Source organism: Cytobacillus gottheilii (assembly GCF_900166665.1).
GTDB lineage: Bacteria > Bacillota > Bacilli > Bacillales > Cytobacillaceae > Cytobacillus > Cytobacillus gottheilii_A.
The window spans coordinates 4,125,902-4,150,762 of the sequence record NZ_LT800494.1 but is presented as its reverse complement, the minus strand read 5'-3'; the positions used below and the strand labels follow the sequence as shown (position 1 = coordinate 4,150,762).

At 36.8% G+C, this 24,861-nt stretch carries 26 protein-coding genes and 1 riboswitch; of the genes, 21 read left to right on the top strand and 5 right to left on the bottom strand.

Annotation, left to right across the window (positions count from 1 at the left end; genetic code table 11):
- Positions 1–8 precede the first annotated feature (8 nt).
- The 3 genes from B7E07_RS20400 (at position 9) to rlmD (ending at position 4,107) form a co-directional block, all read left to right on the top strand.
- A complete protein-coding gene (locus B7E07_RS20400) occupies positions 9–923 on the top strand; it encodes a LiaF transmembrane domain-containing protein (RefSeq protein ID WP_080848640.1) in 915 nt (304 codons plus the stop codon).
- 305 nt (positions 924–1,228) lie between these two features.
- Positions 1,229–2,164 carry a diacylglycerol kinase gene (locus B7E07_RS20395; protein ID WP_080848639.1) on the top strand — a complete coding sequence of 312 codons (936 nt, stop codon included), beginning with the start codon at positions 1,229–1,231 and terminating at the stop codon, positions 2,162–2,164.
- 563 nt (positions 2,165–2,727) lie between these two features.
- A complete protein-coding gene (gene rlmD / locus B7E07_RS20390; RefSeq protein ID WP_080848638.1) occupies positions 2,728–4,107 on the top strand; it encodes a 23S rRNA (uracil(1939)-C(5))-methyltransferase RlmD in 1,380 nt (459 codons plus the stop codon).
- A 534-nt stretch (positions 4,108–4,641) separates the two neighbouring features.
- On the opposite strand, the gene B7E07_RS25280 is transcribed toward rlmD, so the two are convergent.
- From B7E07_RS25280 to B7E07_RS20375, 3 genes are read right to left on the bottom strand one after another with little or no spacing between them, the layout of a single operon-like run.
- Positions 4,642–4,950: a recombinase family protein gene (locus B7E07_RS25280; RefSeq protein WP_080848637.1), complete on the bottom strand. Its 309-nt coding sequence runs from the start codon at positions 4,948–4,950 to the stop codon at positions 4,642–4,644.
- Complete coding sequence (locus B7E07_RS20380; protein ID WP_080848636.1) at positions 4,935–5,255, bottom strand: recombinase family protein; 321 nt, start codon at positions 5,253–5,255, stop codon at positions 4,935–4,937. The genes B7E07_RS25280 and B7E07_RS20380 overlap by 16 nt, the downstream gene beginning before the upstream one ends.
- Positions 5,236–5,601: a recombinase family protein gene (locus B7E07_RS20375; RefSeq protein ID WP_080848635.1), complete on the bottom strand. Its 366-nt coding sequence runs from the start codon at positions 5,599–5,601 to the stop codon at positions 5,236–5,238. The genes B7E07_RS20380 and B7E07_RS20375 overlap by 20 nt, the downstream gene beginning before the upstream one ends.
- 610 nt (positions 5,602–6,211) lie before the next feature.
- Here B7E07_RS20375 and B7E07_RS20370 point away from each other — a divergent pair.
- From B7E07_RS20370 to B7E07_RS20350, 5 genes are all read left to right on the top strand, one after another.
- A complete protein-coding gene (locus B7E07_RS20370; protein WP_080848634.1) occupies positions 6,212–6,808 on the top strand; it encodes a hypothetical protein in 597 nt (198 codons plus the stop codon).
- A 60-nt stretch (positions 6,809–6,868) separates the two neighbouring features.
- Positions 6,869–7,318: a protein-export chaperone SecB gene (locus B7E07_RS20365; protein ID WP_218970441.1), complete on the top strand. Its 450-nt coding sequence runs from the start codon at positions 6,869–6,871 to the stop codon at positions 7,316–7,318.
- Between the two features lie 8 nt (positions 7,319–7,326).
- Positions 7,327–8,040 carry a hypothetical protein gene (locus tag B7E07_RS20360; RefSeq protein WP_218970440.1) on the top strand — a complete coding sequence of 238 codons (714 nt, stop codon included), beginning with the start codon at positions 7,327–7,329 and terminating at the stop codon, positions 8,038–8,040.
- Between the two features lie 464 nt (positions 8,041–8,504).
- A complete protein-coding gene (locus B7E07_RS20355; RefSeq protein WP_080848631.1) occupies positions 8,505–8,708 on the top strand; it encodes a PIN domain-containing protein in 204 nt (67 codons plus the stop codon).
- An 83-nt stretch (positions 8,709–8,791) separates the two neighbouring features.
- Positions 8,792–9,274, top strand: a complete 483-nt coding sequence (locus B7E07_RS20350; RefSeq protein WP_080848630.1) for a hypothetical protein — start codon at positions 8,792–8,794, stop codon at positions 9,272–9,274.
- A 474-nt stretch (positions 9,275–9,748) separates the two neighbouring features.
- On the opposite strand, the gene B7E07_RS20345 is transcribed toward B7E07_RS20350, so the two are convergent.
- Entirely contained in the window at positions 9,749–10,234 is a 486-nt protein-coding gene (locus tag B7E07_RS20345; RefSeq protein ID WP_080848629.1) for a zinc ribbon domain-containing protein, read from the bottom strand.
- 565 nt (positions 10,235–10,799) lie between these two features.
- Between B7E07_RS20345 and B7E07_RS20340 the strand changes: the two genes are divergently transcribed.
- From B7E07_RS20340 to B7E07_RS20310, 7 genes are all read left to right on the top strand, one after another.
- Entirely contained in the window at positions 10,800–11,825 is a 1,026-nt protein-coding gene (locus B7E07_RS20340) for a siderophore ABC transporter substrate-binding protein (RefSeq protein ID WP_080848628.1), read from the top strand.
- A 19-nt stretch (positions 11,826–11,844) separates the two neighbouring features.
- Entirely contained in the window at positions 11,845–12,861 is a 1,017-nt protein-coding gene (locus B7E07_RS20335; RefSeq protein WP_080848627.1) for an iron chelate uptake ABC transporter family permease subunit, read from the top strand.
- Positions 12,858–13,922: an iron chelate uptake ABC transporter family permease subunit gene (locus B7E07_RS20330; RefSeq protein ID WP_080848626.1), complete on the top strand. Its 1,065-nt coding sequence runs from the start codon at positions 12,858–12,860 to the stop codon at positions 13,920–13,922. Before B7E07_RS20335 ends, B7E07_RS20330 begins: the two co-directional genes overlap by 4 nt.
- Complete coding sequence (locus tag B7E07_RS20325; RefSeq protein WP_080848625.1) at positions 13,919–14,671, top strand: iron ABC transporter ATP-binding protein; 753 nt, start codon at positions 13,919–13,921, stop codon at positions 14,669–14,671. Before B7E07_RS20330 ends, B7E07_RS20325 begins: the two co-directional genes overlap by 4 nt.
- 66 nt (positions 14,672–14,737) lie before the next feature.
- Positions 14,738–15,460 (top strand): dihydropteridine reductase, encoded by a 723-nt coding sequence (locus B7E07_RS20320; RefSeq protein WP_080848624.1) that lies wholly within the window; start codon positions 14,738–14,740, stop codon positions 15,458–15,460.
- 70 nt (positions 15,461–15,530) lie between these two features.
- Positions 15,531–15,628: riboswitch (SAM riboswitch) on the top strand.
- Between the two features lie 86 nt (positions 15,629–15,714).
- Positions 15,715–16,467 carry a cyclase family protein gene (locus B7E07_RS20315; protein ID WP_080848623.1) on the top strand — a complete coding sequence of 251 codons (753 nt, stop codon included), beginning with the start codon at positions 15,715–15,717 and terminating at the stop codon, positions 16,465–16,467.
- 215 nt (positions 16,468–16,682) lie between these two features.
- Positions 16,683–17,174 carry a YehS family protein gene (locus B7E07_RS20310; RefSeq protein ID WP_080849315.1) on the top strand — a complete coding sequence of 164 codons (492 nt, stop codon included), beginning with the start codon at positions 16,683–16,685 and terminating at the stop codon, positions 17,172–17,174.
- 136 nt (positions 17,175–17,310) lie between these two features.
- Here B7E07_RS20310 and B7E07_RS20305 read toward each other — a convergent pair whose 3' ends face one another.
- Complete coding sequence (locus B7E07_RS20305) at positions 17,311–17,640, bottom strand: hypothetical protein (RefSeq protein WP_080848622.1); 330 nt, start codon at positions 17,638–17,640, stop codon at positions 17,311–17,313.
- A 246-nt stretch (positions 17,641–17,886) separates the two neighbouring features.
- Here B7E07_RS20305 and B7E07_RS20300 point away from each other — a divergent pair, with 246 nt between their 5' ends.
- The 6 genes from B7E07_RS20300 (at position 17,887) to B7E07_RS20275 (ending at position 24,799) form a co-directional block, all read left to right on the top strand.
- The gene (locus tag B7E07_RS20300) at positions 17,887–18,996 is read left to right on the top strand and encodes a phosphatidylglycerol lysyltransferase domain-containing protein (RefSeq protein ID WP_080848621.1); all 1,110 of its coding nucleotides are present in this window, start codon (positions 17,887–17,889) and stop codon (positions 18,994–18,996) included.
- A 45-nt stretch (positions 18,997–19,041) separates the two neighbouring features.
- Complete coding sequence (locus B7E07_RS20295) at positions 19,042–19,431, top strand: GtrA family protein (RefSeq protein ID WP_080848620.1); 390 nt, start codon at positions 19,042–19,044, stop codon at positions 19,429–19,431.
- A 185-nt stretch (positions 19,432–19,616) separates the two neighbouring features.
- Positions 19,617–20,303, top strand: coding sequence for a response regulator transcription factor (locus B7E07_RS20290; protein ID WP_080848619.1), 687 nt, complete (start codon positions 19,617–19,619; stop codon positions 20,301–20,303).
- Complete coding sequence (locus B7E07_RS20285; RefSeq protein ID WP_080848618.1) at positions 20,303–21,568, top strand: HAMP domain-containing sensor histidine kinase; 1,266 nt, start codon at positions 20,303–20,305, stop codon at positions 21,566–21,568. The genes B7E07_RS20290 and B7E07_RS20285 overlap by 1 nt, the downstream gene beginning before the upstream one ends.
- Before the next feature lie 122 nt (positions 21,569–21,690).
- Positions 21,691–22,452: an ABC transporter ATP-binding protein gene (locus B7E07_RS20280; protein WP_080848617.1), complete on the top strand. Its 762-nt coding sequence runs from the start codon at positions 21,691–21,693 to the stop codon at positions 22,450–22,452.
- Between the two features lie 10 nt (positions 22,453–22,462).
- A complete protein-coding gene (locus tag B7E07_RS20275) occupies positions 22,463–24,799 on the top strand; it encodes an ABC transporter permease (protein WP_257391559.1) in 2,337 nt (778 codons plus the stop codon).
- The last annotated feature ends 62 nt before the right edge of the window (positions 24,800–24,861 follow it).

Here is a 24,861-nt window from a genome sequence, read left to right as displayed (position 1 = left end):
GAAATAGAGTGAGGACATGGAGAGTAGGAACCTTTTCAATGGGAGCAGCTTTGCTCCTGCTTGGGATTTATTTATTATTATCACAACTGATGGGCTTTAATATAGAACACATCATGATTTCATGGTGGCCGATAATCCTCGTAATTCTTGGTCTTGAAATTTTGCTGTTTTTACTATTTTCACGCAAGGAAAAACCATTTCTTAAATACGATTTTATTAGTATTTTCTTTGTGGGTGTCTTGGGAATGAGCGGGATTGGCTTTGCGCTGCTGAGTTCAAGCGGTGTTTTACAAAGTGTCAACGCTTATATGAACAGTGAGGAACATACGTATGACTTACAAGGTATGGAGACGGCAATAGGAGAAAATATTAAAAGAGTTGTAGTGGATACAGGCGGCAATCCGATCTCCGTTGAAGGAACAGATTTAAATGAGGTTTCAATGTTTGGCACTGTGCATAGCACATTAGCAGATGCTGAGATGTCAAAAAAAGAGTATGTTTCAATGATTGAAAAAGGAGATACACTCTATATTAATATCAAAAAAATGCCTGAATATACAAACGGACCATTTAATCATTATACAAGCATGGACGCAACGCTTCTTGTGCCAGTTGGTCTTCAGCTGGAGGTAGATGCTAAGGGAAGCGCAATTACTGTAAAACCGCGCTCTTTAAAAAGTGATTGGACCGTAGACGGAAGCTCAGACTTAAGTGTTATTTTAGAAGAAGCAAGTGATGTCAGTCTGCTTGCAGAAGGTGTACAGGAGTTAGGTGGAGATGAAAAAGATTGGACAATCACTGACAGAGAAGAAGCGGATTCATACTCTGAACCGGCATTCGATGCTTCCTTTAAAACAGGAGAAGGCAGCCATTCTCTGCAAATTGTGAATGGATATCGAGTTAGTTTGCATATGATGAAATAGGTGAAACTTTTCTGATAGACATTCCGTATTGAATGAGAGAGTTAGATTACGTATTGATTTTTCGCAGGCAGTAAATTGTTAGACCGTTTGAATAGGATAAGGTAGGAAATAACTTGCTTTTGGCATGCCAGTCAGCAAGTTTTCTTTAGAGGATATACTTGAAAGCTTGTTTTATATAAGCAAAATGAATAGAATAAATGATGCTGATTCCAAATACATTGCTATATAGCGAAGGTTTCGTTATGATGTAAAATGATGGAATAGGCAAGAAGGTAAATAAAATCATTATTTTTAGGATGATGGTCATGAAAAGAGCAAGAATTATCTACAATCCAACTTCCGGACGGGAGATTTTTAAAAAGCATTTAGCAGAAGTACTGCAAAAGCTGGAGAATGCAGGATATGAAACTTCCTGTCACGCAACGACAGGCGAAGGTGATGCCACAAAAGCAGCTCGTCAGGCAGTTGAGCGCCGCTTTGATCTAATTATCGCTGCAGGCGGAGACGGCACAATCAATGAAGTGGTCAACGGCATTGCTGAACAGGATTTTATTCCAAAATTAGGCATCCTGCCAACAGGGACAACAAATGATTTCGCTCGCGCATTGCATATCCCCCGTGATATTGAGGCAGCTGCTGACATTATCGCTAAAGGAGATAGCATTCCAGTAGACATCGGCAGAATCAATGACAAGTATTTCATTAACATTGCCGGCGGCGGAAGAATAACAGAGCTGACGTATGAAGTGCCAAGCAAGCTGAAAACCATGCTAGGCCAGCTTGCGTATTATTTAAAAGGAATCGAAATGATGCCTTCTATCCGTTCAACAGAAGTAAGCATTGAGTATGATGGGAAAATCTTTGAAGGTGAAGCCATGCTTTTCCTTGTAGGCCTAACAAACTCTGTTGGCGGCTTCGAGAAGCTGGCACCAAACGCTTCCATCAATGACGGTTTATTTTCACTTCTCATTTTGAAGAAAACGAATTTGGCAGATTTTATCCGGATTGCCACGCTGGCCGTGCGCGGTGAGCATGTAAATGATCCACATGTGATCTATACTCAGGCAAACCGAATTAAAGTCCATTCCACAGAAAAAGTACAGCTGAACCTTGATGGCGAATTCGGCGGACTTTTGCCTGCAGAGTTTGTTAATTTGTACAGGCATTTAGAGGTGCTAGTTCCAATTGACCAAATTCGCGAAGAAGATCGGCCAGCTGAATTGGAAGAAGGAAAAGAATAAGATGAAAGAAGAGCTTCCAGATGTACAGGAAAGCTCTTTTTTTATAGGTAAAACAGTGCACCAGATTAAGGGAGAGAACAATTTGATATGAATCTTTGAAGAAGAAACTTTTCCGCATCTAGAGGCCCGCTTTTATAGGAGGGAGAATCTTGTTAAATACCCATGTTCATAAATAGACGGAGAAATTCCGACTAATCAATAAAAATCACTGAAATCAGCTAAAATAGCGGGAGAAATTCCGACTATTGGTCTGAAAAAGGGGAAAAAGTGAGCTTTTTCTATAAATAGTCGGAAAATCTCCGTTTAAATTCCCCCTAAATGAGGGTCTGCCTGCAAATAAGCGGAATCTCTCCGCTTATTTTACAGCTGATAAGTAGTATTCAATGTTTAAATGCGCATCATGGTGTAGAGTCAAAAATAGAGCGGGCAATGGATAGCGGGTAACAAGTAAGTCATCTGGATTATAATGGGAAAGCTATGATCCGTTTCGTATTCAGGCTGATTATATGGTACAATTTTGCTAGCAATCAGCACGTATTAAGAGAGTAAAGGAAGACAAATATATGAGCAAAACAATTCCAGTTCAAAAGAATGATTATATACAAGTAGAATTCGAGGATTTAACCCATGACGGAGCAGGTGTCGCTAAGGTAGATGGTTATCCAATCTTTGTTCAAGGCGCACTGCCAGGTGAAAAGGCAAATATTAAAGTAATTAAAGTCAACAAAGGCTTTGGGATCGGCCGGCTGGCTGAACTTCTTGAACGAAGCCATTTTCGAGTCGATATTGCTAAGGAGGATAGCCATAAGTATGGAGGCTGTCAGATTCAGCATATCAGCTATGAAGGTCAGCTTACATTCAAGGAGAATCAAGTACGTCAAGTACTGACACGAATTGGGAAGCTTGAAGATGTGAAGGTACATCCGGTTCTAGGTATGGAGCATCCATGGCATTACCGAAATAAAGCGCAAGTTCCTGTTGGGGAGAAAGATGGGAAACTAATCTCAGGCTTCTTTAAACCACGAAGCCATGAAATTATCGAAACGGACGAGAGTTTAATCCAGCTTCCAGAAGTAGATAAAGCAATCCAGACGGTGAAAGAAATCTGCAGTGAGCTTGGTGTGAAGGCCTACAATGAAGAAACACATAAGGGAGATCTGCGTCATATTATGGCTCGCTACGGGAAGGAAACGGATGAATTGATGGTTGTCATGATCACGAGAACCCCTGATTTCCCAAATAAAAATAAAATTGTCGCTGAAATAGTCAAGCGCGTACCAAAGGTGAAATCCATTGTTCATAATATCAACTCCAAACGGACAAATGTGATATTAGGGGACAAAGTGAGGGTGCTCTGGGGAAGCGAAGTGATCTACGATTATATCGGTGATGTGAAATTTGCCATTTCTGCTTTGAGCTTTTATCAGGTTAATCCTGACCAGACCAAGGTTCTTTATGATAAAACCTTAGAGTATGCTGGTCTTGCTGGAAATGAAACCGTCATTGATGCGTATTGCGGCATCGGAACAATTTCGTTATTCTTGGCACAAAAAGCGAAGAAGGTCTATGGAGTCGAAATCGTTCACGAAGCCATTGAAGATGCAAAGCGAAATGCTGAGCTAAATGACATTACCAATGCGGAATTTGCTGTTGGAAAGGCTGAAGAAGTGATCCCGAAATGGTACGAGCAAGGAATTAAAGCGGATGTTCTAGTCGTCGACCCGCCACGTAAAGGCTGCGATGAAGCCTTGCTTCAAACCATCATTGAAATGAAACCCAAAAAAGTCGTCTACGTCAGCTGCAATCCAGCCACCCTTGCAAGAGATCTACGAATCCTTGAGGACGGAGGGTACAAAACGCTGGAAGTACAGCCGGTGGATATGTTTCCGCAGACGACGCACGTTGAGTGTATCTCGCAACTCATTTTAAAAGAAGGCAACTAACCCTTGTGGTTGTTGCCTTTTTACGTTTCTTGCAATGGATTAACGAAGCTGTATTGAATACGAACACTACCGTCATGCTCACAAGTGACTTTTTCTTAAAGTGAGTGCAGGATATTCGGTGTAGGATCTTTTAATGTTAATACATCTTAGAGCTTTTTATTGATTTGAACACGCAATCTTCATTAGCACATTCCCGCAGTTTTTCATTAACTTGAGTCTTTTTTATATGAACATCTTTGATTTTGTTATCATTTAGCCTTAGGTATTCAACCAATTCTTCTTTTGAGATGACGTTTTCAGTGTACAAATCAACGTACTCTAATTTTCTTATATCTTAGTGCTGCTACTTCTTTATCATTATTTTGTAGTTCTTTAAGAAGTTGGTGCTTTTTTACGTTTAATTTGCTCTATAACGAATTTATAAAGCTATCTTCTCGTAGTGAATTAAAAAGGGTTTTGAGATCCTTAAGGATAATATGCTTTAACTCCTTTTCTTTCACATCAACACTATTGCACAAAAGTTTTAGCCGTGTCTTATGTTCCCTCCGCAACGATAGCCTTTTTGATTAGCCTTAAACAAAATTCCTTTTTGACATTCTTCACAGTATAAAACATTAGTGAATAAGTGCTTCTTCGGGGCTGTGCTGCTCTTGTTCGTTTAGTCATCATCTCTTGAAATGCTTTAAACGTTTCCTTTGGGATGATGGCTTCATGTATATCTTCTATAATAATTAAGTCATCTTCATTAACCTCACGCCGTTTTGCAGATGTGACAGTTATCGTCTCAGTTCTGCTTTGTACAAGCTCACCTCGGTAATGATGGTTGTTTAAGACTTTCTTAATACTTGAAGCATGCCTAAAGTCAAGGCATTGGACTTAATAGCTACTTGAGATGGAGTTGGGATATTAGCTGTTGTTGAATCTTTAGCAATTGAATCCATACCTTTTCCGCATAAATATTCCTCGAAAATACGTTTAACGATTTTAGGTGTATCGTCGTTTCTTACTCTCAATACACCATCTTCTGAGAAGTAGCCATATGGAGGATTTGACCCAACAAATAAATCTCGTTGAGCTTTTACCCGTTTTGCCTGCTTGTTAAGACGGCTGCTGTTTGCCGATTCGTTTTCATATAACCAAGCAAACAAACCGAAATTTTGTACGTTTTCCTGTTAAAGTATTTATCGAGTTATCTAAACATACAATATGAATGTTGTTAAACTGACAAATATCCCTTAGCTCATATGACAGCCTTCCATTACGAGCTAAACGGGATAATTTGGCTAAGATAACATCATACATTCCGTTCTTCCCGTCTTCTATAAGAGACTTTAATCCAGGACGATTTTCCTTTGTTCCTGATTGTTTGTCGGTGTAGACTTTAACAATTTCCCAACCTACTGGGTAATTTCTGAAAATATCTATCTGATTATCAATTGATGTCCGTTGTGAATCTAACTCTGTAGATACACGAGCATATACTGCACTTCTCATGGCAATCACCACCTAGAGTAATTTTGTCATGAGGTGCTGGTGAATTTCCTGTTCTAGTATTCACCATTTTTTCAAATTCTATAGTTACTAGTTGTTGAATTAAGCTTTTTACATTGACTGCTTTATCTGGTGTAGCATAAGAACGTATCATTTTCATGAAATTCCTCTCCTTGTTGTTTTATCTAAGATGTTTAATTGTTCGGTAGTTAGACCATACTGAAAATATAATTCTATTTATCATCCATATTGGTATACGAATTAGCTCAACTTATCTTTCAAATATATTGAATATTTCGCCGACACGATCAAGATAAGTACCTTTGGCCTTAACCAATCAATACTCCAACTGAAACATACTGCAAGAAACCGTTCCCACACCTCTAAGGGTCACAACTAACTCTATAAAAGCAAAAGAGACCTTGACTATTGTAGTTAATTACAGAGGCAGAGTGTTAGTAACAATTTGCTAAAAGGAAGATATATCAATGTTTATAATCGAAAAAGGGTGGAATGTATTGTATATATATTACATAAATATGGAATGATTGTATTAGGCTGTAGTAAATATTTACAGTAACAACAAACTATGATAAATTGGAGGTACTTGAATATGTCACTATATAGGGAGGCGTTTATCTTCAAGAATAGTTTTGTTTTAAGAAATCAGGTTTTAACTTCTAACATGATATATATATATACACAACAAAATGTAGACATAAGTATGTCACTGAAACTTCAAAGTGAGATTTTTAATTTCAAAGATTATTTAGAGGCTAGATTTGACAATATCAAGAAACAAGCCTTTAAACTTAAGTTTTCAACTAGAAATAAAGATGAATTACATAATTGGTCTATGTGGTTTCAAGAAATAGAAAATACAGAGCTTAGATTAAAGGAAAAGCAAAGCCAAGTATTTAATTTTTTCATAAGAGAGCTCCAGATTAGAGATATTGACAAAGAAAATTTTGATTATATTAATCATGTTATAAGAAATCAGAAAGAGATTGCTCAAGAAATTTTTGAAGTTAGACTATCAAAAATAGAGGATCTAGAGACAATAATAAGTTATTTAAGCGAAGTAGCCAATTATTTGAGGTTTGATTTAGATTTAGAAACTTTACCGCTGTTAAATAGTAAAGTAGCTCTACCAATTAAAGAGCATGATTCAATGTTGTTAGAGAGTTATTATGAATTAAAATATGCATAAGTTGAGGTAACATTTGTGGAAGAAAATATAATCGTATCACGTTATAACGAATTTATATCAATGATTGAATTAAAAGGAATAGATGTAGACGCTCTTAATTGTAAAAAAAATTCTGAGTTTGAAAAAGAAGATGTAGTGCTGGATATAGCTATGGATTTTGAAGTGGAAGAAGGTAACCAAGAGGGATTAGAGATTAAATTCCCTTTTGTTTTTAGATTAAAAGCATTTAAAAATGATACTAAAGAACAAAAGGCTATAGACTCTATAAAAGATGAAGATACACTTTTTCATATAGATCTTAATTTCCATGTCTCATATTTTTTAAGGTTTCCTAAAACCAGTAAAAATGAAAATATTGTAGTTGAATACTCCGACATATTAGATACATTTGCCGAAAGAAATGTAAGTATTAATGTATGGCCGTACGCAAGGGAAATAGTTAGTGATTTAACTTCAAAAATGGGTTTTCCTCGATTGTTAATTCCTTTAAAAAAGTCACAGAATTTTTAATTATGAGTTTGAAATTTGAAAATTTAGGTTCCCCTAGCGTTCGTACATTAGTAATCAGAGTAATAGATGAAATTGAAAAAAATAAATTATTATTATTGTATATTTCTAGAATATTTAATAACCATCGGTCGAATGATAAAACAAAGCTTACAACAATAGATAGTGTTATTCAAAAAACCTTTAAAAATCCAAAATTGAAGTTAGAACAAAGCAAAATCACAGAATTGACAGATTTACTGAAGGATATCTATCGAGATAAGAATTTTTCTGATATTCGGTCTGAGGTACTAGAATTGATAATTTATAAATTTGGCCCCTTTTCAAATAAAATCTCAAGAGTTAACACGTATATTGAACCCACGATTAAACATAACTCTGTTACAATAGGTAATAACCAGAGATTAATAGATTCAGTATTCCATGTGAATGATCATGATGTAATTGAATTTATAGAATGTAAATCAAATATTGCTAGCGTAATCCCTAAAACCTTACCTCTTGTTCGAATGAGCATTGATAATAGAGAAAAGGTGGAATACTTGGTCAATGCACATTCTTATTTAAATACACATTTTGTCGAGCCTGAGATTTTTGTAGCTTGTTATAATACTGAGTATGAAGATCAACTAAACAATGTTCATAATAATTGGGGATACAACTTTATAAAGTTTCTTGGCCCTGAGGAGATATATAATAAAATTAAACATATTGTAGCAGTTTAGGAGAGAAAAATTATATTCTCTCCTAAATTATTTATATAATATTAAATATAAACTTCACCAACACCACATGTGTTGCCACATACACTCTGGACATGTGGAGTGTTGTTCACGGTTAGCGAGAAAAGAAAATTAGTGAGAAGTAATAGTGGGATTTAACAAATCCTCCTTCATATAGGGAGGATTTTTTCTGTATATTTTATTAAACGAGAGCCCACGTTTGTGGAACAAGAACTATTAAGAAAGATTTGCCAGTTCAAAGAATTCCGATTCTGGTTCATCATTGTAGTAAATTTAAATTTGATTAATGCCGACAGTATTATCCGAATTAGAGCAACTTAAAATTATTCGGGAGAAATGAAAGTGTCAGAAACAATGCTAATAAACTTGTTAGGCAATTAAAGGGATATAGAAGACGCGGAAGGCTTATTGATGGGGTTGTATAAAAAAAGACAGGAGTATTATTAATGCTTTTGCAATTAAACCAGATTTTAATTGAACCCTTCCTTGGCAGTAAAGATAACAATGATGATAGAATATTAGCTTCACTTATTACACTTTTACGAAAGCATCCGAATAATTATGTAAATCTTGTAAATGAGGATATCAATCTACACAATAAAGCAGAATATGCTAACGTGCCATTTGTAGAAGTTAATAGCGGCAAATAAATTTTTAGATTCCATCTATGGATAGCTTAATAGCGAATTAAGTAGCAGCAGTTTTCCATCATTTATAATTGGAGGTAATGAAAATGGCAAATCTATTAATTAAATACATATCTAGGGAAGATAATCATGTCGACCCTAACTTTACATATCTCACTTATGGAGATAGTGGAACTAGAGGAAGCCAAATTATTAATTCAGTTTTACCTAGTTCATATGTTTTTTTTCATACTTCTTTTAATGGAAAGGGTTATATTACTGCCTATTTTTATGTTGAACGGATATTAACAAGGGGAGAAAATGGTGCGGAAATTGCAAGTTTGGTAACGGATTCAAAAGTTGATGATGTAGTAATTTTAGGTAGTAGAGAACGTTCGAAAATATTAACGTACCCATTGCCATTTGAGCGGGGCTTAGCAGTAGAACTAACATCGTTGGGCATTGACAGTACTCGTTTTGATAGTGGTCAATCAGAACTTCAAACCATTTCTAATGCAACAAGAACCCACCGGGAATTATCAGCTGTTGATGTAGAGTTATTATTGAACAAGTGCTTAAACCTTGGTTAAGAAGAAAGGAGAAAGTAATTCGCAAATAATGGACTGAAAACAAAGATAGAAATATTCAAACACAGCTTTTTTTTATTCCTGACTACCAATTCGGCTGGTTGTCAGAACACTGTTAGATATTTGGGAAGACCTTGAAAATTTAAAAGAGAGCATTCATAATACTGGGTCTTTTAATTGTGACGACATCAAGAAAGAAGATATAGAAAGACATTGGTTCAGTCTCAGGTTCGATTTAGAACTGGTTAATTTAGCCTAGTATTCTATAATTACATTAGAGGAGTACATGGTTGTTAAACAGTGGCACCCTCAGGGTATTAATAGATAGATTTATCGTAGTTACTATAATATTGTGTTCCATTTAAGACTTTAGAAATCCCAGCCAACAAAAGGTATAAAGAATTACTTCACCTGAGTAGATATATTTGTTATACCTCTTTTTACAATAAACAAAAGCCACCAAAAGGTGGCTTTAGTTTATTGTTTCTTGGTTAATATAAACTTTCCTGCATTAAAAGCATATTCAGTACCATGTTTTTTTACATGATCGACCACTTTATTAGCAGCTTTTCTAACAATCTCTTTTGCGGCTTCTTTTCCTTCTTCCAACTTTTCTTTTGCAAGCTCACTCGCAAATTCTTTTGTTGGTGTCATAACTTTATCTGCTGCCTTCATAGCTTTATAACTTTCTGTGCTTTTTATGTGATTTAGGGCTACGTTTAAATGATCGTCTCGTCTTTGTTCATCTGTTTTACCATCACTGCCTAACAGGACAAAATTTGGCTCATTATGTTCTTCTGTTTCAACATTCTCTGTACCCTGTATTTCTTCTATACTCACTGGTTCTTCTTTCATTTCATTTCTAACTTCTTCTTTGCTTACGAAAATAAATTTATAACCACATTCATGGCAGAATTTTGCCTCTTCTATTCTCTTTGTGCCACATTCAGGACAAAATTTCATTATCCCATCTCCTCATTTAGTCTACCTATATTATAGGATAAATTTCCCAAAAATCAATCCATAAAATAAAACTAATTAAAATTTCAGAAGATGGAATAACACCTATCCTCCTCTAAGGGAGTTCTCTCATTATTCATATTTCCAATCTCTTTGCTAACAAGGCATAGATAAAGCTTTAGGCAGATTGCTACTTTAATAACCTATTAACAATTAATGGAGCAGTGTGGATAGGGTCAGTCCCCCGGTTCAGTAAAGCTTTAACGCACTGGGGGTCTGGCCCCATTTTGGGCCCCATTCTGCATTCAACAAACCCTAATTGAAAAAATTAGCACAGTAATTGAGAAAATAAACCAATTTAGGGTTGATTTTTCTAATAATCTTGTTATATACTTTGATAGAACACTGCAAATGATAATCATTATCAATGTTTTATCAACTAGCTGAGCACTATGTTAAACATCTTATTTCATTCAGCAAAAAATAAAACATAGGTAGTCGTTTTATCATTTCAATAATCTGTTAGTTTTATAACAATTTATAATACATAGGGAAGAAGGTATGAGAAATGGGGAAAATTAAATTAACTGTCATTATGGCAATTTTTGTATTGATGCTGGCGGCTTGTTCAAGTTCAGATACTGCAAATAGTGAACCTGAGGCAAGTGAACCTGAAACAACTGAGGACGCTGAGTCTGCTGAACCTGAAACAGTTGAAATCACTGATGCTCATGGAACGGTTACAGTTCCTGTCAATCCTAAGAATGTAGTTGCTTTGGATAATAGAACGTTTGAAACATTAGCTGCTTGGGATATTGAGTTAGCTGCTGTTCCAAAGGCGGTAATGTTAGAAGATTCCCCATATGTCGCGGATGAGAATGTACAGGATATTGGAAATCACCGTGAACCAAACCTTGAAATATTAGCAGCTGCAGATCCTGAGCTTGTTATTGTGGGTCAAAGATTTTCAGGATTCTATGAAGATATTAAAAAATTAGTGCCTAATGCAGCGGTAATTGATTTAAATGTTGACGTTTCTGAGGAAGCTAGTGCTCCTGGAGAGAATTTAGTGAATGGCTTTAAAGAAACTACCCTTACTTTAGGAAAGATTTTTGATAAAAATGAAGAGGCTGAGCAATTGGCAGCAGATCTTGATACAGCAATTGAAAAAGCGAAGGCTGCTTATAATGGCAGTGATAAAGTGATGAGCGTGATTGTTTCTGGCGGAAGCATTAACTTTTCAGCTCCATCTACTGGACGTGTTTGGGGGCCGCTATATGAAATTTTTGAATGGACGCCAGCATTAAAGGTTGATGAAACGTCGGCAGATCACCAAGGTGATGAGATCTCTGTCGAGGCAATTGCACAAAGTAATCCAGATTGGCTCTTCGTACTAGACCGTGATGCGCCAATCTCTGGTGAAGCAGATAAAGTACCAGCACAAGATGTAATTGATAATTCACCTGCTCTTCAAAACACAACAGCTGTTGCTGAAGGACAGATCGTTTATGCACCAATGGATACTTACTTAAATGAATCAGTGCAAACTTTCATAGAGTTGTTTGAAAGCATTGCTGCTGCTCTAGCAGAGTAGTGTAAAGGGGTTTAACATAGTGCAGAAAAATATCATAGCCGGGATTGAGAAAAATTCTCAATCCCGGTTGTATAACCAAAATAAAATATGGACAAAACCTTTTATACTAGCGATTATCGTTGTTTTGGGTCTAGGAGTTGTCTCGCTGTTTACTGGAGTCTATGATATAAGCGGGCAAGAAGACGGGATGGAAATGTTTTTTATCACTCGTGTGCCAAGAACAGTTGCACTCATGCTTACCGGAGCTGCAATGGCAATGACTGGGCTGGTCATGCAGCTAATTACACAGAACCGCTTAGTTGAACCTACCACAACAGGCACGATTGAGTGGGCAGGCTTGGGACTTCTAGTTGTTTATTTATTGGTGCCAGGACCATCTTTGGTTCTTAGAATGACGGGTGCAATCATTTTTTCATTTGTGGGAACAATGATTTTCTTTTTATTCTTAAGACGGGTCAGACTTCGTTCCTCTTTAATTGTTCCGATTATTGGTCTGATGCTGGGTGCAGTTATCTCAGCTGTTTCCACCTTTTTAGGACTCTTTTTCCAAATGTCGCAAGTGATTGAAGGCTGGTTTGTCGGTTCTTTTGCATCTGTTCAGGCTGGAAGATATGAGTATTTATGGATCATTGTCATTGTTACAGTTCTTATTTTTATTTATGCAAACAGATTGACTTTAGCTGGTCTTGGAGAAGATGTAGCAACTAGTCTTGGAGTCAATTATAATACGCTCATTCTTTTGGCTAATGGTCTTATTGCTGTTGCAGTTGGTATTGTTGCAGCAGTAATTGGGAACTTGCCTTTTTTAGGTTTAATCGTCCCAAATATCACTTCAATGATTAGAGGAGATGATCTTAGAAGTAATCTGCCTTGGGTATGTTTGATCGGTATGGGGACGATTACTCTATGTGACATCATTTCTAGAACCATTATTATGCCTTTTGAAGTACCTGTCTCTTTAATACTCGGATCTGTCGGATCAGTCGTGTTTATTTCGATCTTATTGAGACAAAGAAAATCAAGGAGGCTAAGATGAACGCTTTAGAATATAAAAAGAAAGAAAATATGAAGAAAATCGATTTTAGCCTTCATCATAAAAACAGATCTGCTAGTGCTTTTCGCACGAAAAAGGATGAAAAACGGTATTGGATTCTGCTCATAACATTGATTGCTTTGGGTCTTCTCTTTGCATTCGGCCTTTTGGTTTATAATAATCCGGTTCCAGTTGATTCACCTTCATTTATTCCAGTTGTTGAAAGAAGGATCGTCGCAGTTGTGGCCATGCTGATTGCTGCTATTTGCCACAGCTTGTCGACTGTTGCCTTTCAATCCATTACGAATAATCGAATTATAACGCCTTCTCTATTAGGCTTTGAATCACTGTACTCAACCATTCATACAAGTACAATGTTTATTTTTGGTGCTAGCGCAATGGTGAGTTTTAGCGGCATTGGACCATTCTTTCTTCAAGTTTGTCTTATGGTCTTAATGAGTTTGATCCTGTATGGCTGGCTGCTTTCGGGGAAATATGGGAATCTACAGCTTGTGCTTCTGATAGGAATTATTATTGGAACTGGGCTGAATACGATATCCGCTTTTATGAGGAAACTCCTTGCGCCATCAGAATTTGACCTTCTGCAGACAAGATTAATTGGTTCTGTTAATAATGCCGATCCAGCATATTTTCCGATTGTCATTCCAATGGTCATCATTGTCGCATTATTGCTTTATGTCTTTTCCAGAAAGTTAAATATATTATCACTTGGAAAAGATGTCTCTACTACCTTTGGTGTTAAATACCAATCAAATGTCATTTATACGCTTGTACTTGTTGCTGTTTTAATGTCGATATCAACCGCTTTAGTTGGACCGCTTACGTTCTTTGGATTTTTAGTTGCCATTTTGAGTTATCAGGCCGCGCCAACTTATGATCACAAATATATTTTTCCAATGGCACTTGCTATCGGGTTCTTTGTTTTAACGAGTGCATACTTTTTAATGTATCATGTATTTAATTCTCAAGCTGTTTCCGTTTTTATTGAACTGTTCGGCGGAATCGTATTTCTAATCGTCATTTTAAGGAAGAGGTCGCTATGATAAAGATTGAAAATGCTAGAAAGCTATATACGGATGAAGTTAAAATTGGGCCTTTAAATATTGAAATACCAAAGGCTGGGTTCACTTCTTTAATTGGACCAAATGGTGCTGGAAAGTCTACGACACTATTAATGATTGGAAGACTCCTGGATTTGGATGAAGGTCAGATCATGGTAGCGAATATGGATGTTTCTTCTTCGAAATCAAATGACTTAGCGAAAATTGTTACCATTTTGCGGCAGGAAAATCATTTTGTAACGAGGCTTACGGTTAGACAGCTGGCTGGATTTGGACGCTTTCCTTATTCAAAGGGTAGATTAACGAGAGAAGATGAAGAGATTATCTCTAAATATATCGATTTCTTAGATTTAACAGATCTGGAGGACAGATATTTAGATGAGCTTTCAGGCGGTCAAAGACAAAGGGCGTATGTTGCAATGGTGCTTTGCCAGGAAACTGAATATGTGCTTTTGGATGAGCCTTTAAATAACCTGGATGTTGCCCGATCTGTTCAAATGATGGAATATTTGAGGCATGTTGCGAATGAGTTTGGAAGAACGATTTTGACTGTTATGCATGATATTAACTTTGCAGCCAAATATTCTGATCGAATTTGCGCAATGAAAGAAGGACAAATTGCGGCTTTTGGAACAGTTAAAGAGGTTATGGATCCGGAACTTTTGACCGATATTTTTGAAACGAAAATCGAAATTATCGAAGGTCCTTATGGGCCAATTGCTGTTTATTAATTACTGGATTACAGAAAATTGGATTTTAATAGATTATTAGATGGAAACACATTGAGGAGGATCACCATGCAAATATATTGGACAAAAATAAACAAAATTATTGAAGAAACACCTGAGGTAAGAACGTACCTGCTTGCTTGTCCGCAAGATTTTACATGGGAAGAAGGTTCTCACACCCACTTCGCATTGAAGGGTTTTAATGCAGGAGATAAACCCAACCGCAGTCTGATTCGTCATATGTCCATTTCCACTTTGCCTCATGAAAATGCGATTGGAATCACAACACGTATTAGAGAGCAATGCTCTGAATTCAAAACGATACTAAAAAATCTTACAATTGGCGATGAAGTTGCCATCTTTAAGACCCACTCAAATGTTCCGCTGAAAAGGGAAGGAAAAAATATTTATCTGCTGTCATCAGGTGTTGGCCTGGCAACGTTCAGACCGCTTGTACTTGATTTCTTAAACCGAGCGGACAATGTTAATCAAATTCATTCCTTAAACATTGATTCATCAAAGCAGTTCTTATTCACAGATGTTTTCGCATCTGCACCTGAGAAGAAGGTTACATCACAGTTCGTTGATAACCGTGAGGAATACTACGAAGAAGTGAAAAATCTGGCTGATGACAAAGATGGTCTCTACTATGTTGTCGGCAGTGACGAATTCCTCCTGCAGAATATTAAAGTGCTTATGGAGCAAGGCATTAAGGCTGACCAGATCATGCTTGATAAGCATGCACAGCAGCTGGCTGAGTTTCTGCCGCTTCACTTGTCAAATGAACGATAAACATTTTTGTATTGACAGGTGAGTATATTAACTATATGGTAAATACAATAACTTAATATTTAGAAAATTTTTCTTATCCAGAGAGGTGGAGGGACTGGCCCTGTAAAGCCTCGGCAGCGAACTTTAAAGTTTGTGCCAATTCCAGTAGCGTGTGCTAGAAGATAAGAAGAGCGGCAGCAGTTTATGTTTATTTATCCCTCTTCTTATTTGTGAAGAGGGATTTTTATTTTATAAAGATTGGTGAGGTGCTGGTAATGTCAACAGTTAAAAGTACGACGGATTTATTGCAGGCTATTGAAGTACTGAAAGGGAAGGAATGGGTCGATCTCACACATACATTTGGTCCGGATTCTCCTCATTTTGCTGCATTTGAAGATGCTGAGATTCAAACACTTTTTACACATGATGATGGCTTTTTTGCACAGCGTTTTAATTTTCCTGGGCAGTATGGTACCCATATTGACGCACCTATTCATTTCGTTCGCAATAAGCGTTACTTAGAGGAGCTCGGGCTAAAGGAATTGGTTCTGCCGTTGGTTGTCATTGATCAATCAAAGGAAGCAGAAGAAAATAATGATTTTATTCTAGGTGTTGAAGATATCTTGAAATTTGAAGAAGTGCACGGAACAATCGAAGCAGGCAGCTTTGTTGCATTGCGTACAGATTGGAGTCTTCGCTGGCCGAACAAGACTGCTTTTGAAAATAAGGATGCAGAGGGAAATAGCCACACGCCAGGCTGGGGAATCGAGGCTTTAAAATTCTTATTTGAAGAAAGAAACATCAAGGCTGTTGGACATGAAACATTTGATACGGATGCAGCGATCGATGTTCGTAAAAATGGATCTCTAATTGGAGAATACTATGTTCTGGAACAAGATACCTATCAGGTTGAATTATTAACCAATCTCAATAAATTGCCCGCAAAAGGTGCTGTGATCTTCAATATTTGTGCAAAGCCCGAAAAGGCTACAGGTTTTCCAGTTCGTTCTTTTGCGTTGCTGCCTTAAGGAAGAAAAGAGCCTCTCCATAAGGAGGGCTCTTTCATTTTTGGAGAGATAATTGGTTATGATAAGAATATTCGCAAACCTTGAAAGAGGTTTAACGGAAACTTCATGAATAAAACGAAGATCAATGATTTTGTGTTAAAATGAATAATGCCTTTTAGAAGGGATCCCAAGTGTTTTTAAGCTGAACCGTACAAGTTATAGGAGGAAGTAGAATGATCGATAATAATGATCTATTAATCCGTTTAAGATATGCGTTAGAAATCAAAAATAGTCAAATGGCAGAGATTTTCAAACTGGGCGAGCTTGAGGTCACCGTTCCAGAGGTAGTGAGAATTCTCAAGAAAGAAGACGAAGAAGAAGAGACAGACAGAATTAAGCTAACAAACAGCATGCTGAATTCATTCTTGAATGGCTTCATTATTTATAAAAGAGGGAAGCAGGAGCCGAAACCAGGCCAAGCCACTGCTCCCGAACCGCCCATCAAAAATAACTCAAGCGTGAATAACATCCTTTTAAAGAAGGTTAAAATCGCCTTGTCGCTCACAACAGAAGACATGATTGAAATATTCAAATATGCCGGCTTAAATGTGTCAAAAGGTGAACTTGGTGCGTTTTTAAGAAAAGAAGGACATAAAAACTATAAAGTTTGTATGGACCATTTTGCGAGGAACTTTTTGAAAGGGCTAGCGATTAAGTATAGAGGTTAAGGATGTCTAGCGGAGGAGTTCTGATCTTGGGGTTCCTTATTAGTTTGGAGATTCAAGCTTGTTAAGCGCAAGAGAAAAAGCATAGAGCTCAGAGGTTTCTCGATCTGAGCTTTTTGAGTGTGAAAATATGCATCTTTTACTCAGAAGAACTTAAACCCAAATAATCGGTCTGGGAAAGTAATTCCACTTCTCTTCCGTCTTTCTCATAAGTGGTTAAAGCACCTTCTTGTTCTTTTTTATCCCAGCCCCAGAGTCTAATAATGGCCATGTATCTTAAGGGAAGACCATTTTCCTCGGAAGCGGGTCCCCATTCATAAGCTTCAAGGTCACTTTGAGACTTTGTGAGTACAGCCATTTTTGGAACGGGAAACCCCTCGAATGTTTCAGATTCTTCATAAGAAAGAAGAAATATAACTGGCATCAGTATTAGGATTACTATGATAGAAATTTTTGCTTTTTTAGTCATCTTTCTTTGCCCTTTCTGAATAGGAGTGCTTCGTTCATTATTTACATATTAACATAAATTTCCTGTTTGGGTGTGTTAGTTTATCGAGATAAAATGGATATGTTTTCTATATCTTAGAATATAGAATTCTTTTCTAGTTCATTTGTCGGGGCGTCACAGTGACCATAATTTGTTTATATGAACAATGTTCCGAATGTGGTATGATCAAATCTGTGAAATTTATCTATTTATCAGGAGGAAATACCTATGATTTTTCTGAGAAATCTCGTTTTTAACTTTCAAAACCGACAAGCAAATAGGGATTTATCTGAAAATCAGCAGCAAGTTCATTCTGATAAGCTGTTAGCTTTTTTAAAAGAAAAAGGCGGCAATCATGTATCACATTTAATCTTCTTACGTGATAAAAAACAATTCTGGACAAGTGATCAAAGCGTTTTAATTATGTATAAGCAAATTTTTAATAAATATGTTGTTCTTGGCGATCCAATCGGAGACGAAGCACATTTTGGCAAAGCGATTAAAGAGTTTACTGAATATTGTAAGTGGAAAAAAGCAAAGCCTGTATTTTACCAAGTAACTCCTAGTTATATGAACAATTATCATGATAATGGGTTCCGATTTGTGAAATTGGGTGAAGAAGCTGTCATTAAGTTAAATCAATTTACACTTGAAGGAAAAAAAGCAGGAAAATTCCGGAATACGATGAGTAAATTTTCCAGAAGCGGTTTTTCATTCTGTGTTGCAGCACCTCCTCATACAGATATGCTGATGGCAGAAATCCAAGAGGTGTCAGATTCTTGGTTAGGAAGTCAGAAAGAAAAAGGGTTCTCGGTCGTTTCTTTTTGTCACAACTATGTATCGCATTTCCCGATTGCCATTTTACGTGACGGTGAAGGAAAAATTACGGCGTTTGCAACCTTAGCGGATGATTATAGGCAGACCTTAAGCATTGATTTGATGAGAAAGGCCGATAGCAGTCCTGCTGGTGCAATGGATATGTTATTTTTAAGCATTTTTGAATGGGCCCAAACTAATCAATTCCAAGAATGCAGTTTAGGAATGGCACCTCTATCAAATGTTGGAGACGGGCAGGACTGCTTTTGGGCTGAAAAGATGATCAGACTGGTCTATCGCTATGGCAATAAAAAATATAACTTTAAAGGCTTAAAAGAATATAAGAGTAAATTTGCATCAGATTGGGAGCCGAAATATTTAGCATACAGAAAATCATTTCTGCCCTTAATCTTCCTGCAGTTAGTGTTCTTGATCAACCAAAAGCAAGAGGTTCATGAAAAACCAATCGCAGAGAACCACGGCATGCTTGTGAAAAAGTTTTTTAGAAAGCTGGATTTTTAGAAAGCTGCAAAATGAAGACGGCAGTGAATATAGTGAGGGAAAAATATGCTTTTGCAGAGAGATTTAATTATACGGTTTCTTAAATATAGCCTGGTCGGCTGCATTAGTGTGGGTGTGTATTTTCTTTCTGTTTTTATTTTTATAGAAAAATATCAATGGGATCCGGTGATTGGGTCTGCAGCTGCTTTTATTATCATGACGATTGTTTCGTTTTTCATAAACATCCGTTATACCTTTAACAGCCATTTTACTCACCGTAAGTTAGTTCGGTTTTTATTCGTTTCGTTGGTTGGATTTTTGTTGAACGTTATTCTTATATTTTTCGTTGTTCATATTCTTTCTTTTCATTACTTCATCGGAGAACTGGTAACTGTTCTCGTTATTCCACTGGTCAACTTCTTATTAAATAACTTTTGGACTTTTCAGGGGGAATAATATATTCTTCGCGTTTTTAAAAGCACCTGCATATGTTTGCAGGTGCTTTTGGTTTATACACAATTATTGCTGATAGTGCTAATTCGAACCGTGGAACAACTTGTGAAACAATATTTTTCGGGGCGTCACAGTGACGCAAAATTCTTGTACAATAAAAACAAAGCTAACCGAAAGGAGTTCAGCGGATGATCCTGGATTGTTTAATTGTCGATGATGAGGTTGCTTTGGCTGAGTCGACCTGTGAATATTTTAATATGTTTGATGTGAAGTCTGAGTTTGTAACGGGGGCAGAGGAGTGCGAGCGCTTTTTGGAGGCGAATCAGCCGTCGGTAATTCTTCTTGATATTAACTTGGGAGATTCATCTGGATTTGACTTGTGTAAAAAATTGCGCCAGACTACGCAGATTCCGATTTTGTTTATCAGTGCGCGTTCTAGTGATGACGATGTATTAATCGCCCTCAACATAGGGGGAGATGACTATATCCAAAAGCCCTATACACTAAGCATCTTATTGGCAAAAGTAAAGGCGGTACTTAAAAGATATGGCAGCAGTCAAAGAGGCAGCCTGGAAACTATAGAGTTTGGCAATATCCAAATTGATACAAAGCTGCACCGTGTAAGAGTAAATGGAGTTGCTATTGGCCTCAAAACAATGGAATATAAGCTTCTTTCCTACTTGGCGAATAATAAAAATCGAATCATCACAAAAGATGAATTGTTTCATAATGTTTGGGGAGACGCCTTTGTAGGAGACGGAACCTTAAATGTTCATATTCGTCATTTGCGTGAGAAAATTGAAAAGAATCCTAAGGATCCGCAATTTATTAAAACGGTGTGGGGAACAGGTTATGTTTTAGAGGATATCAGCTAATGAAAGTTAAGTTGTTAATCATGATTATACTTGCTGTATTTAGTGCAGGATTAATTTTCTCTATCCTCATTATAAAAAATAAAAATCTGCCAGTCGCCGATCTGGCTGCCATTAATGATGTGGTGAAAACAGCTGAAGCAGATTGGGGAAATTTCAGCGGAAATTCATTCAACAACAGCGACATCAAACAATCTTTTGCTATCATAGATGATCAATCAAACGTGATCTATCAAACACCCGGCAATCATTTTACCGATTTATACGAAGCCATAAGAAATAGGGATACTATTGTTGACATACAGAATTATGACGAAACGGTTGGAAAGGTCATTATTCGCAATAATGAGCAAGAGCTTTTGCAGCAGATGAAGACGGAATTGATCACATTTTTAAGTGTTATATTTGGAATATTGATGCTAGTTAGTATTTTTTATATTGTTTATATTCATAGAACACTATTGAAACCATTTCAGCAGCTTCAGCACTTTGCAGCAAATATAGCAAGAGGTCTTCTTGATATTCCTTTACCTATAAAGAAGGATAATTATTTTGGTGCGTTCACAGAAAGCTTTGATTTATTGCGGGAAGAACTTGATGCAGCCAAACAAAGAGAATATGAATCTAATCAGAGTAAGAAGGAGCTGGTGGCGACATTGAGTCATGATATAAAGACACCTGTTGCTTCAATTAAAGCGGTTAGTGAGTTAATGCTTGTGCAGGCAAATGATGAGAAAGTGAGAAAGCATGTGAACACGATTTATTCGAAAGCAGAACAAATTGACTTGCTCATAACGGATATGTTCCATGCCACTTTAGAAGAACTGCAGCAATTAAAGTTAACCGTTACTGAAGTATCAAGTGAAGAACTCCTTAACATAATTGAAAACGTCAATTATGATCAGCAAATTGTTTATGGTTCGCTGCCGCCGTGTATTATTTTAATCGATCCTGTAAGAGTGCAGCAGGTCATAGACAATATTATTAGTAATTCCTATAAATACGCAGGTACACAGATCAAGATCAGCTCTCAAATTAATCAAGGTTTCCTTGAACTCCACATAATGGATTTCGGCATGGGAATTAGTGAAGATGAAGTGCCTCTCCTATTTAATAAATATTATCGGGGGAGAAATGTGGAAGGGAAAAGTGGTTCAGGTCTGGGTTTATACATATCAAAGTACTTTATGGAAAGCATGGACGGCCAAATTAGCTGTCACAGCCGAGAAGATGGTTTCACCGTCTCCCTTAAAATCAAGCTTGCGTAATAATTAAGAATCAGTTAAGAATTGCACAAAGATTTAATAAGAACTTATTTTGTATGATAAGACTGTACTCATTTTTACAGTCTTTTTTTATTCTGTTAAATAGTAAGGGAGTTGCCAAATTTATGACAAAAACCATTATTAGAACGGAAAAGCTTTGTAAGACCTTCTCAAGTGGCGGAACGCAGCAGCATGTCTTGAAAAACTTAGATATCAGTTTACTGGAAGGAGATTTTACGATCATAATGGGCAGTTCAGGCTCAGGGAAATCTACTTTGCTTTATGCGATTAGCGGTATGGATCAACCCACTTTAGGGGAAATAGATTTTGCTGGTAAAAGGTTGGCGAAGTTCAGCAACGATCAGCTGGCTGTTTTTAGGAGAAAGCATTGCGGATTTGTCTTTCAGCAAATCTATCTGCTTGATAATATGAGTGTGCTGGATAACGTGCTGACAAGCGGCCTCTTAGTTAGTAAAAATAAGAGGGAAATCGTTCAAAAAGCCAAAGAATTATTAAAACAAGTAGAGATAGAGGAAAACTCATGGGCTAAGTTTCCAGCACAACTTTCCGGCGGAGAAGCACAGCGGGTTGGAATTGTAAGAGCCATCATCAACAAACCGATAGTATTATTTGCAGACGAACCGACAGGTGCCCTGAATTCCGCTTCAAGTGATCGTGTTTTGGATGTTTTTACAGATATAAATACGAAAGGACAAAGTATTGTCTTAGTTACACATGATTTAAAAACAGCATTGCGGGGAAATCGCGTGATTTATCTAAAAGACGGTGTCATTTGCGGTGATTTGCAGCTAGGGGCATTTAGTGAGAATGAGAACCTTGAGCGTCTTGAAAAGCTCAAACACTTCCTTGCAGAAATGGGGTGGTGATGTGAAGATAATGAAACTAGCATTGGCTAATATTAGAAAAAGTAAATCTGCTGCTGTCTCTTTATTTATCTTTATAACGGTTGCTGCAATGCTTCTTAATATTGGCCTAATGGTCATCACCCAAATAAATCCTTTTTTTGATGATAAAGTTGAAGAATTAAGAGATCCCCATGTAGCCATTATGATGGATCAAGCTAGTTTTCATTCAGGATATGACGAATTTTTAACAAACTACTCTGGGGTAACAAAAACTGAAACAGAAGAAATTGTCATGATGAACCTTGCTAAATTTAAGTATGGAAGCAGTGAGCTAACCAGCAGTGTTGCCATCTTTAATGCAGAAAACAGCCGAAGTATTGGACCATTAAAACTGGTTGAAAAACTAGATACTACAAGTGCCAACGATATTTTTGTTCCTTATAGTTTTAAAACTGATGGAGGATACAAATTAGGAGATAGCTTTACCATCACTTATCTTGGTGCAGTCTATGAATATCACATAGCTGGATTCTTAGAAACGACCATTATGGGTACAACCAACATCGGAGTTATGAAATTCATGCTGCCCGCGAGATCCTTTCGATCACTGGCAGATCATGTAGATGATTCATCAAATGGAATCATTCTATCGGCGCTGATGAAAGAAAAAACGGAATCTCCGAAGCTTTTAAATGATTTCACTAAGAAATTTCCTCAAACAATTGCAGGAGAGACTTCTTCCTATGTATTAGGGTTGGATATTGAAATAGTGAAAAATGTAAGTACGTTAACCATTAATATTATCGCGACAATACTGGTAGCTTTTGCAGCGATTATTGTGCTCATATCACTCATTGTTATTACATTCCGAGTTTCTAATAGCATTGAAGATGGAATGGGAAATATAGGTGTATTAAAGGCAATTGGCTATACCAGCAGGCAAATTCTTTCATCCATTATCCTGCAGTTTATCGTTATTGTTTTTTGTGCTGGTACAGCTGGAATTGCTTTGTCATACGTCTTAATGCCATTCTTCGGTGGTGCTATTTCATCCTTATCTGGCTTAGTATGGATTCAGGAATTTGATATTTTAATAAATTTTGTAAGTATCATGCTTGTCATTTTTTTAGTTGTGATGGTTACCCTGTTATCAGCCTTTCGAGTCAGAAAGATTTTACCTGTCGAGGCACTGCGCGGCGGCATTCAAACGCATAGTTTTAGAAAAAATTACTTTCCATTGGAGAAAGAGAGAGGAAATCTTCATTTCCTGCTTGCAATTAAATCAACGCTCATAAATGCAAAACAAAATATAATGATCTTCATTATTATGAGTGCATTAACTTTAGCTGCTATCTTTTCTGCAATTCTGTACTATAATGTAGCTTCAGACAAAACGGCGTTTATTCATTTATTCGGTACTGAACCTGCAAATGTAATGGTAAATGTGAAACCTGATACCGATACAGGAGACATGCTGAATAACATTAAGAAAATGGATCATGTGAAAAATGTAAATTTATTCGACTTAATTACAGTAAAAATTGATGATCAAACTGTTTATACAAATGTTACACACGATTACAGCGAATTAGAAAATAATATTGTTTATGATGGCCGTCAGCCAATTCATGAAAATGAAATATCCATCTCATGGATTGTATCCAGCCAAATCAATAAAGGGATTGGCGATACCGTTGAAGTAGGATATGGCAGTGAAAAGAAGCGTTATCTGCTAACTGGTCTCAGTCAAACTGTTGGGAATCTAGGACAGGTAGCCGCACTGACAATGGATGGCATGCAGCAATTACAATCAACATATAAAGGGACTTCTCTATATGTCTATTTGGATGGTATATCGAATAAAGACTTTATGAATAAAGTTGAGCAACAGTACGGTGATCAGATTTCTGAAACGTTAGATATTGACGATAATATTGAAACCCAGACGGGGATGTATACAGCTGCGGTATTTGCAGTTATGGTGATGGTTTTGACTATAACTGTTCTCGTTGTAGTACTAATTCTATATCTAGTGATCAAAACGGTCATTATTAAGCGTAAAAAAGAGTTTGGGGTCATGAAAGCAATAGGGTATACAACCCTTCAGCTCATGAATCAAATATCGATCAGTTTTCTTCCAGTTGTCACAGCTGGTGTAGTGATGGGTGGAATACTTGGTTATTTTTTCACGAATCCAATGCTGTCCCTATTACTCTCAAATGCAGGAGTTAAGAGGTTGGATTTCACCATTCATTTACCCACCATTCTATTAATCTGTACAGCGATCTTTGTTTTAGCTTATGTAGTCTCCATGCTTGTATCGCGAAGAATTAAGAAGATCTCTGCTTATGGATTGATTACGGAATAAACTATTCTCTGCTAAAAAGGCAAAAGAGCCTAATCCTATAACAGGATTAGGCTTTATAGGGT

Excerpts from the sequence above, each read along its gene's own strand:
- B7E07_RS20290 (WP_080848619.1), top strand. The coding sequence starts at position 19,617 with ATGATCCTGGATTGTTTAATTGTCGATGATGAGGTTGCTTTGGCTGAG.
- B7E07_RS20375 (WP_080848635.1), bottom strand. The coding sequence starts at position 5,601 with ATGAGAAGTGCAGTATATGCTCGTGTATCTACAGAGTTAGATTCACAA.
- rlmD (WP_080848638.1), top strand. The coding sequence starts at position 2,728 with ATGAGCAAAACAATTCCAGTTCAAAAGAATGATTATATACAAGTAGAA.
- B7E07_RS20365 (WP_218970441.1), top strand. The coding sequence starts at position 6,869 with ATGATTGAATTAAAAGGAATAGATGTAGACGCTCTTAATTGTAAAAAA.
- B7E07_RS20300 (WP_080848621.1), top strand. The coding sequence starts at position 17,887 with ATGATTTTTCTGAGAAATCTCGTTTTTAACTTTCAAAACCGACAAGCA.
- B7E07_RS20325 (WP_080848625.1), top strand. The coding sequence starts at position 13,919 with ATGATAAAGATTGAAAATGCTAGAAAGCTATATACGGATGAAGTTAAA.
- B7E07_RS20345 (WP_080848629.1), bottom strand. The coding sequence starts at position 10,234 with ATGAAATTTTGTCCTGAATGTGGCACAAAGAGAATAGAAGAGGCAAAA.
- B7E07_RS20275 (WP_257391559.1), top strand. The coding sequence starts at position 22,463 with ATGAAACTAGCATTGGCTAATATTAGAAAAAGTAAATCTGCTGCTGTC.
- B7E07_RS20285 (WP_080848618.1), top strand. The coding sequence starts at position 20,303 with ATGAAAGTTAAGTTGTTAATCATGATTATACTTGCTGTATTTAGTGCA.
- B7E07_RS20330 (WP_080848626.1), top strand. The coding sequence starts at position 12,858 with ATGAACGCTTTAGAATATAAAAAGAAAGAAAATATGAAGAAAATCGAT.
- B7E07_RS20350 (WP_080848630.1), top strand. The coding sequence starts at position 8,792 with ATGGCAAATCTATTAATTAAATACATATCTAGGGAAGATAATCATGTC.
- B7E07_RS20340 (WP_080848628.1), top strand. The coding sequence starts at position 10,800 with ATGGGGAAAATTAAATTAACTGTCATTATGGCAATTTTTGTATTGATG.
- B7E07_RS20305 (WP_080848622.1), bottom strand. The coding sequence starts at position 17,640 with ATGACTAAAAAAGCAAAAATTTCTATCATAGTAATCCTAATACTGATG.
- B7E07_RS20355 (WP_080848631.1), top strand. The coding sequence starts at position 8,505 with ATGCTTTTGCAATTAAACCAGATTTTAATTGAACCCTTCCTTGGCAGT.
- B7E07_RS20280 (WP_080848617.1), top strand. The coding sequence starts at position 21,691 with ATGACAAAAACCATTATTAGAACGGAAAAGCTTTGTAAGACCTTCTCA.
- B7E07_RS20370 (WP_080848634.1), top strand. The coding sequence starts at position 6,212 with ATGTCACTATATAGGGAGGCGTTTATCTTCAAGAATAGTTTTGTTTTA.
- B7E07_RS20320 (WP_080848624.1), top strand. The coding sequence starts at position 14,738 with ATGCAAATATATTGGACAAAAATAAACAAAATTATTGAAGAAACACCT.
- B7E07_RS20295 (WP_080848620.1), top strand. The coding sequence starts at position 19,042 with ATGCTTTTGCAGAGAGATTTAATTATACGGTTTCTTAAATATAGCCTG.
- B7E07_RS20315 (WP_080848623.1), top strand. The coding sequence starts at position 15,715 with ATGTCAACAGTTAAAAGTACGACGGATTTATTGCAGGCTATTGAAGTA.
- B7E07_RS20395 (WP_080848639.1), top strand. The coding sequence starts at position 1,229 with ATGAAAAGAGCAAGAATTATCTACAATCCAACTTCCGGACGGGAGATT.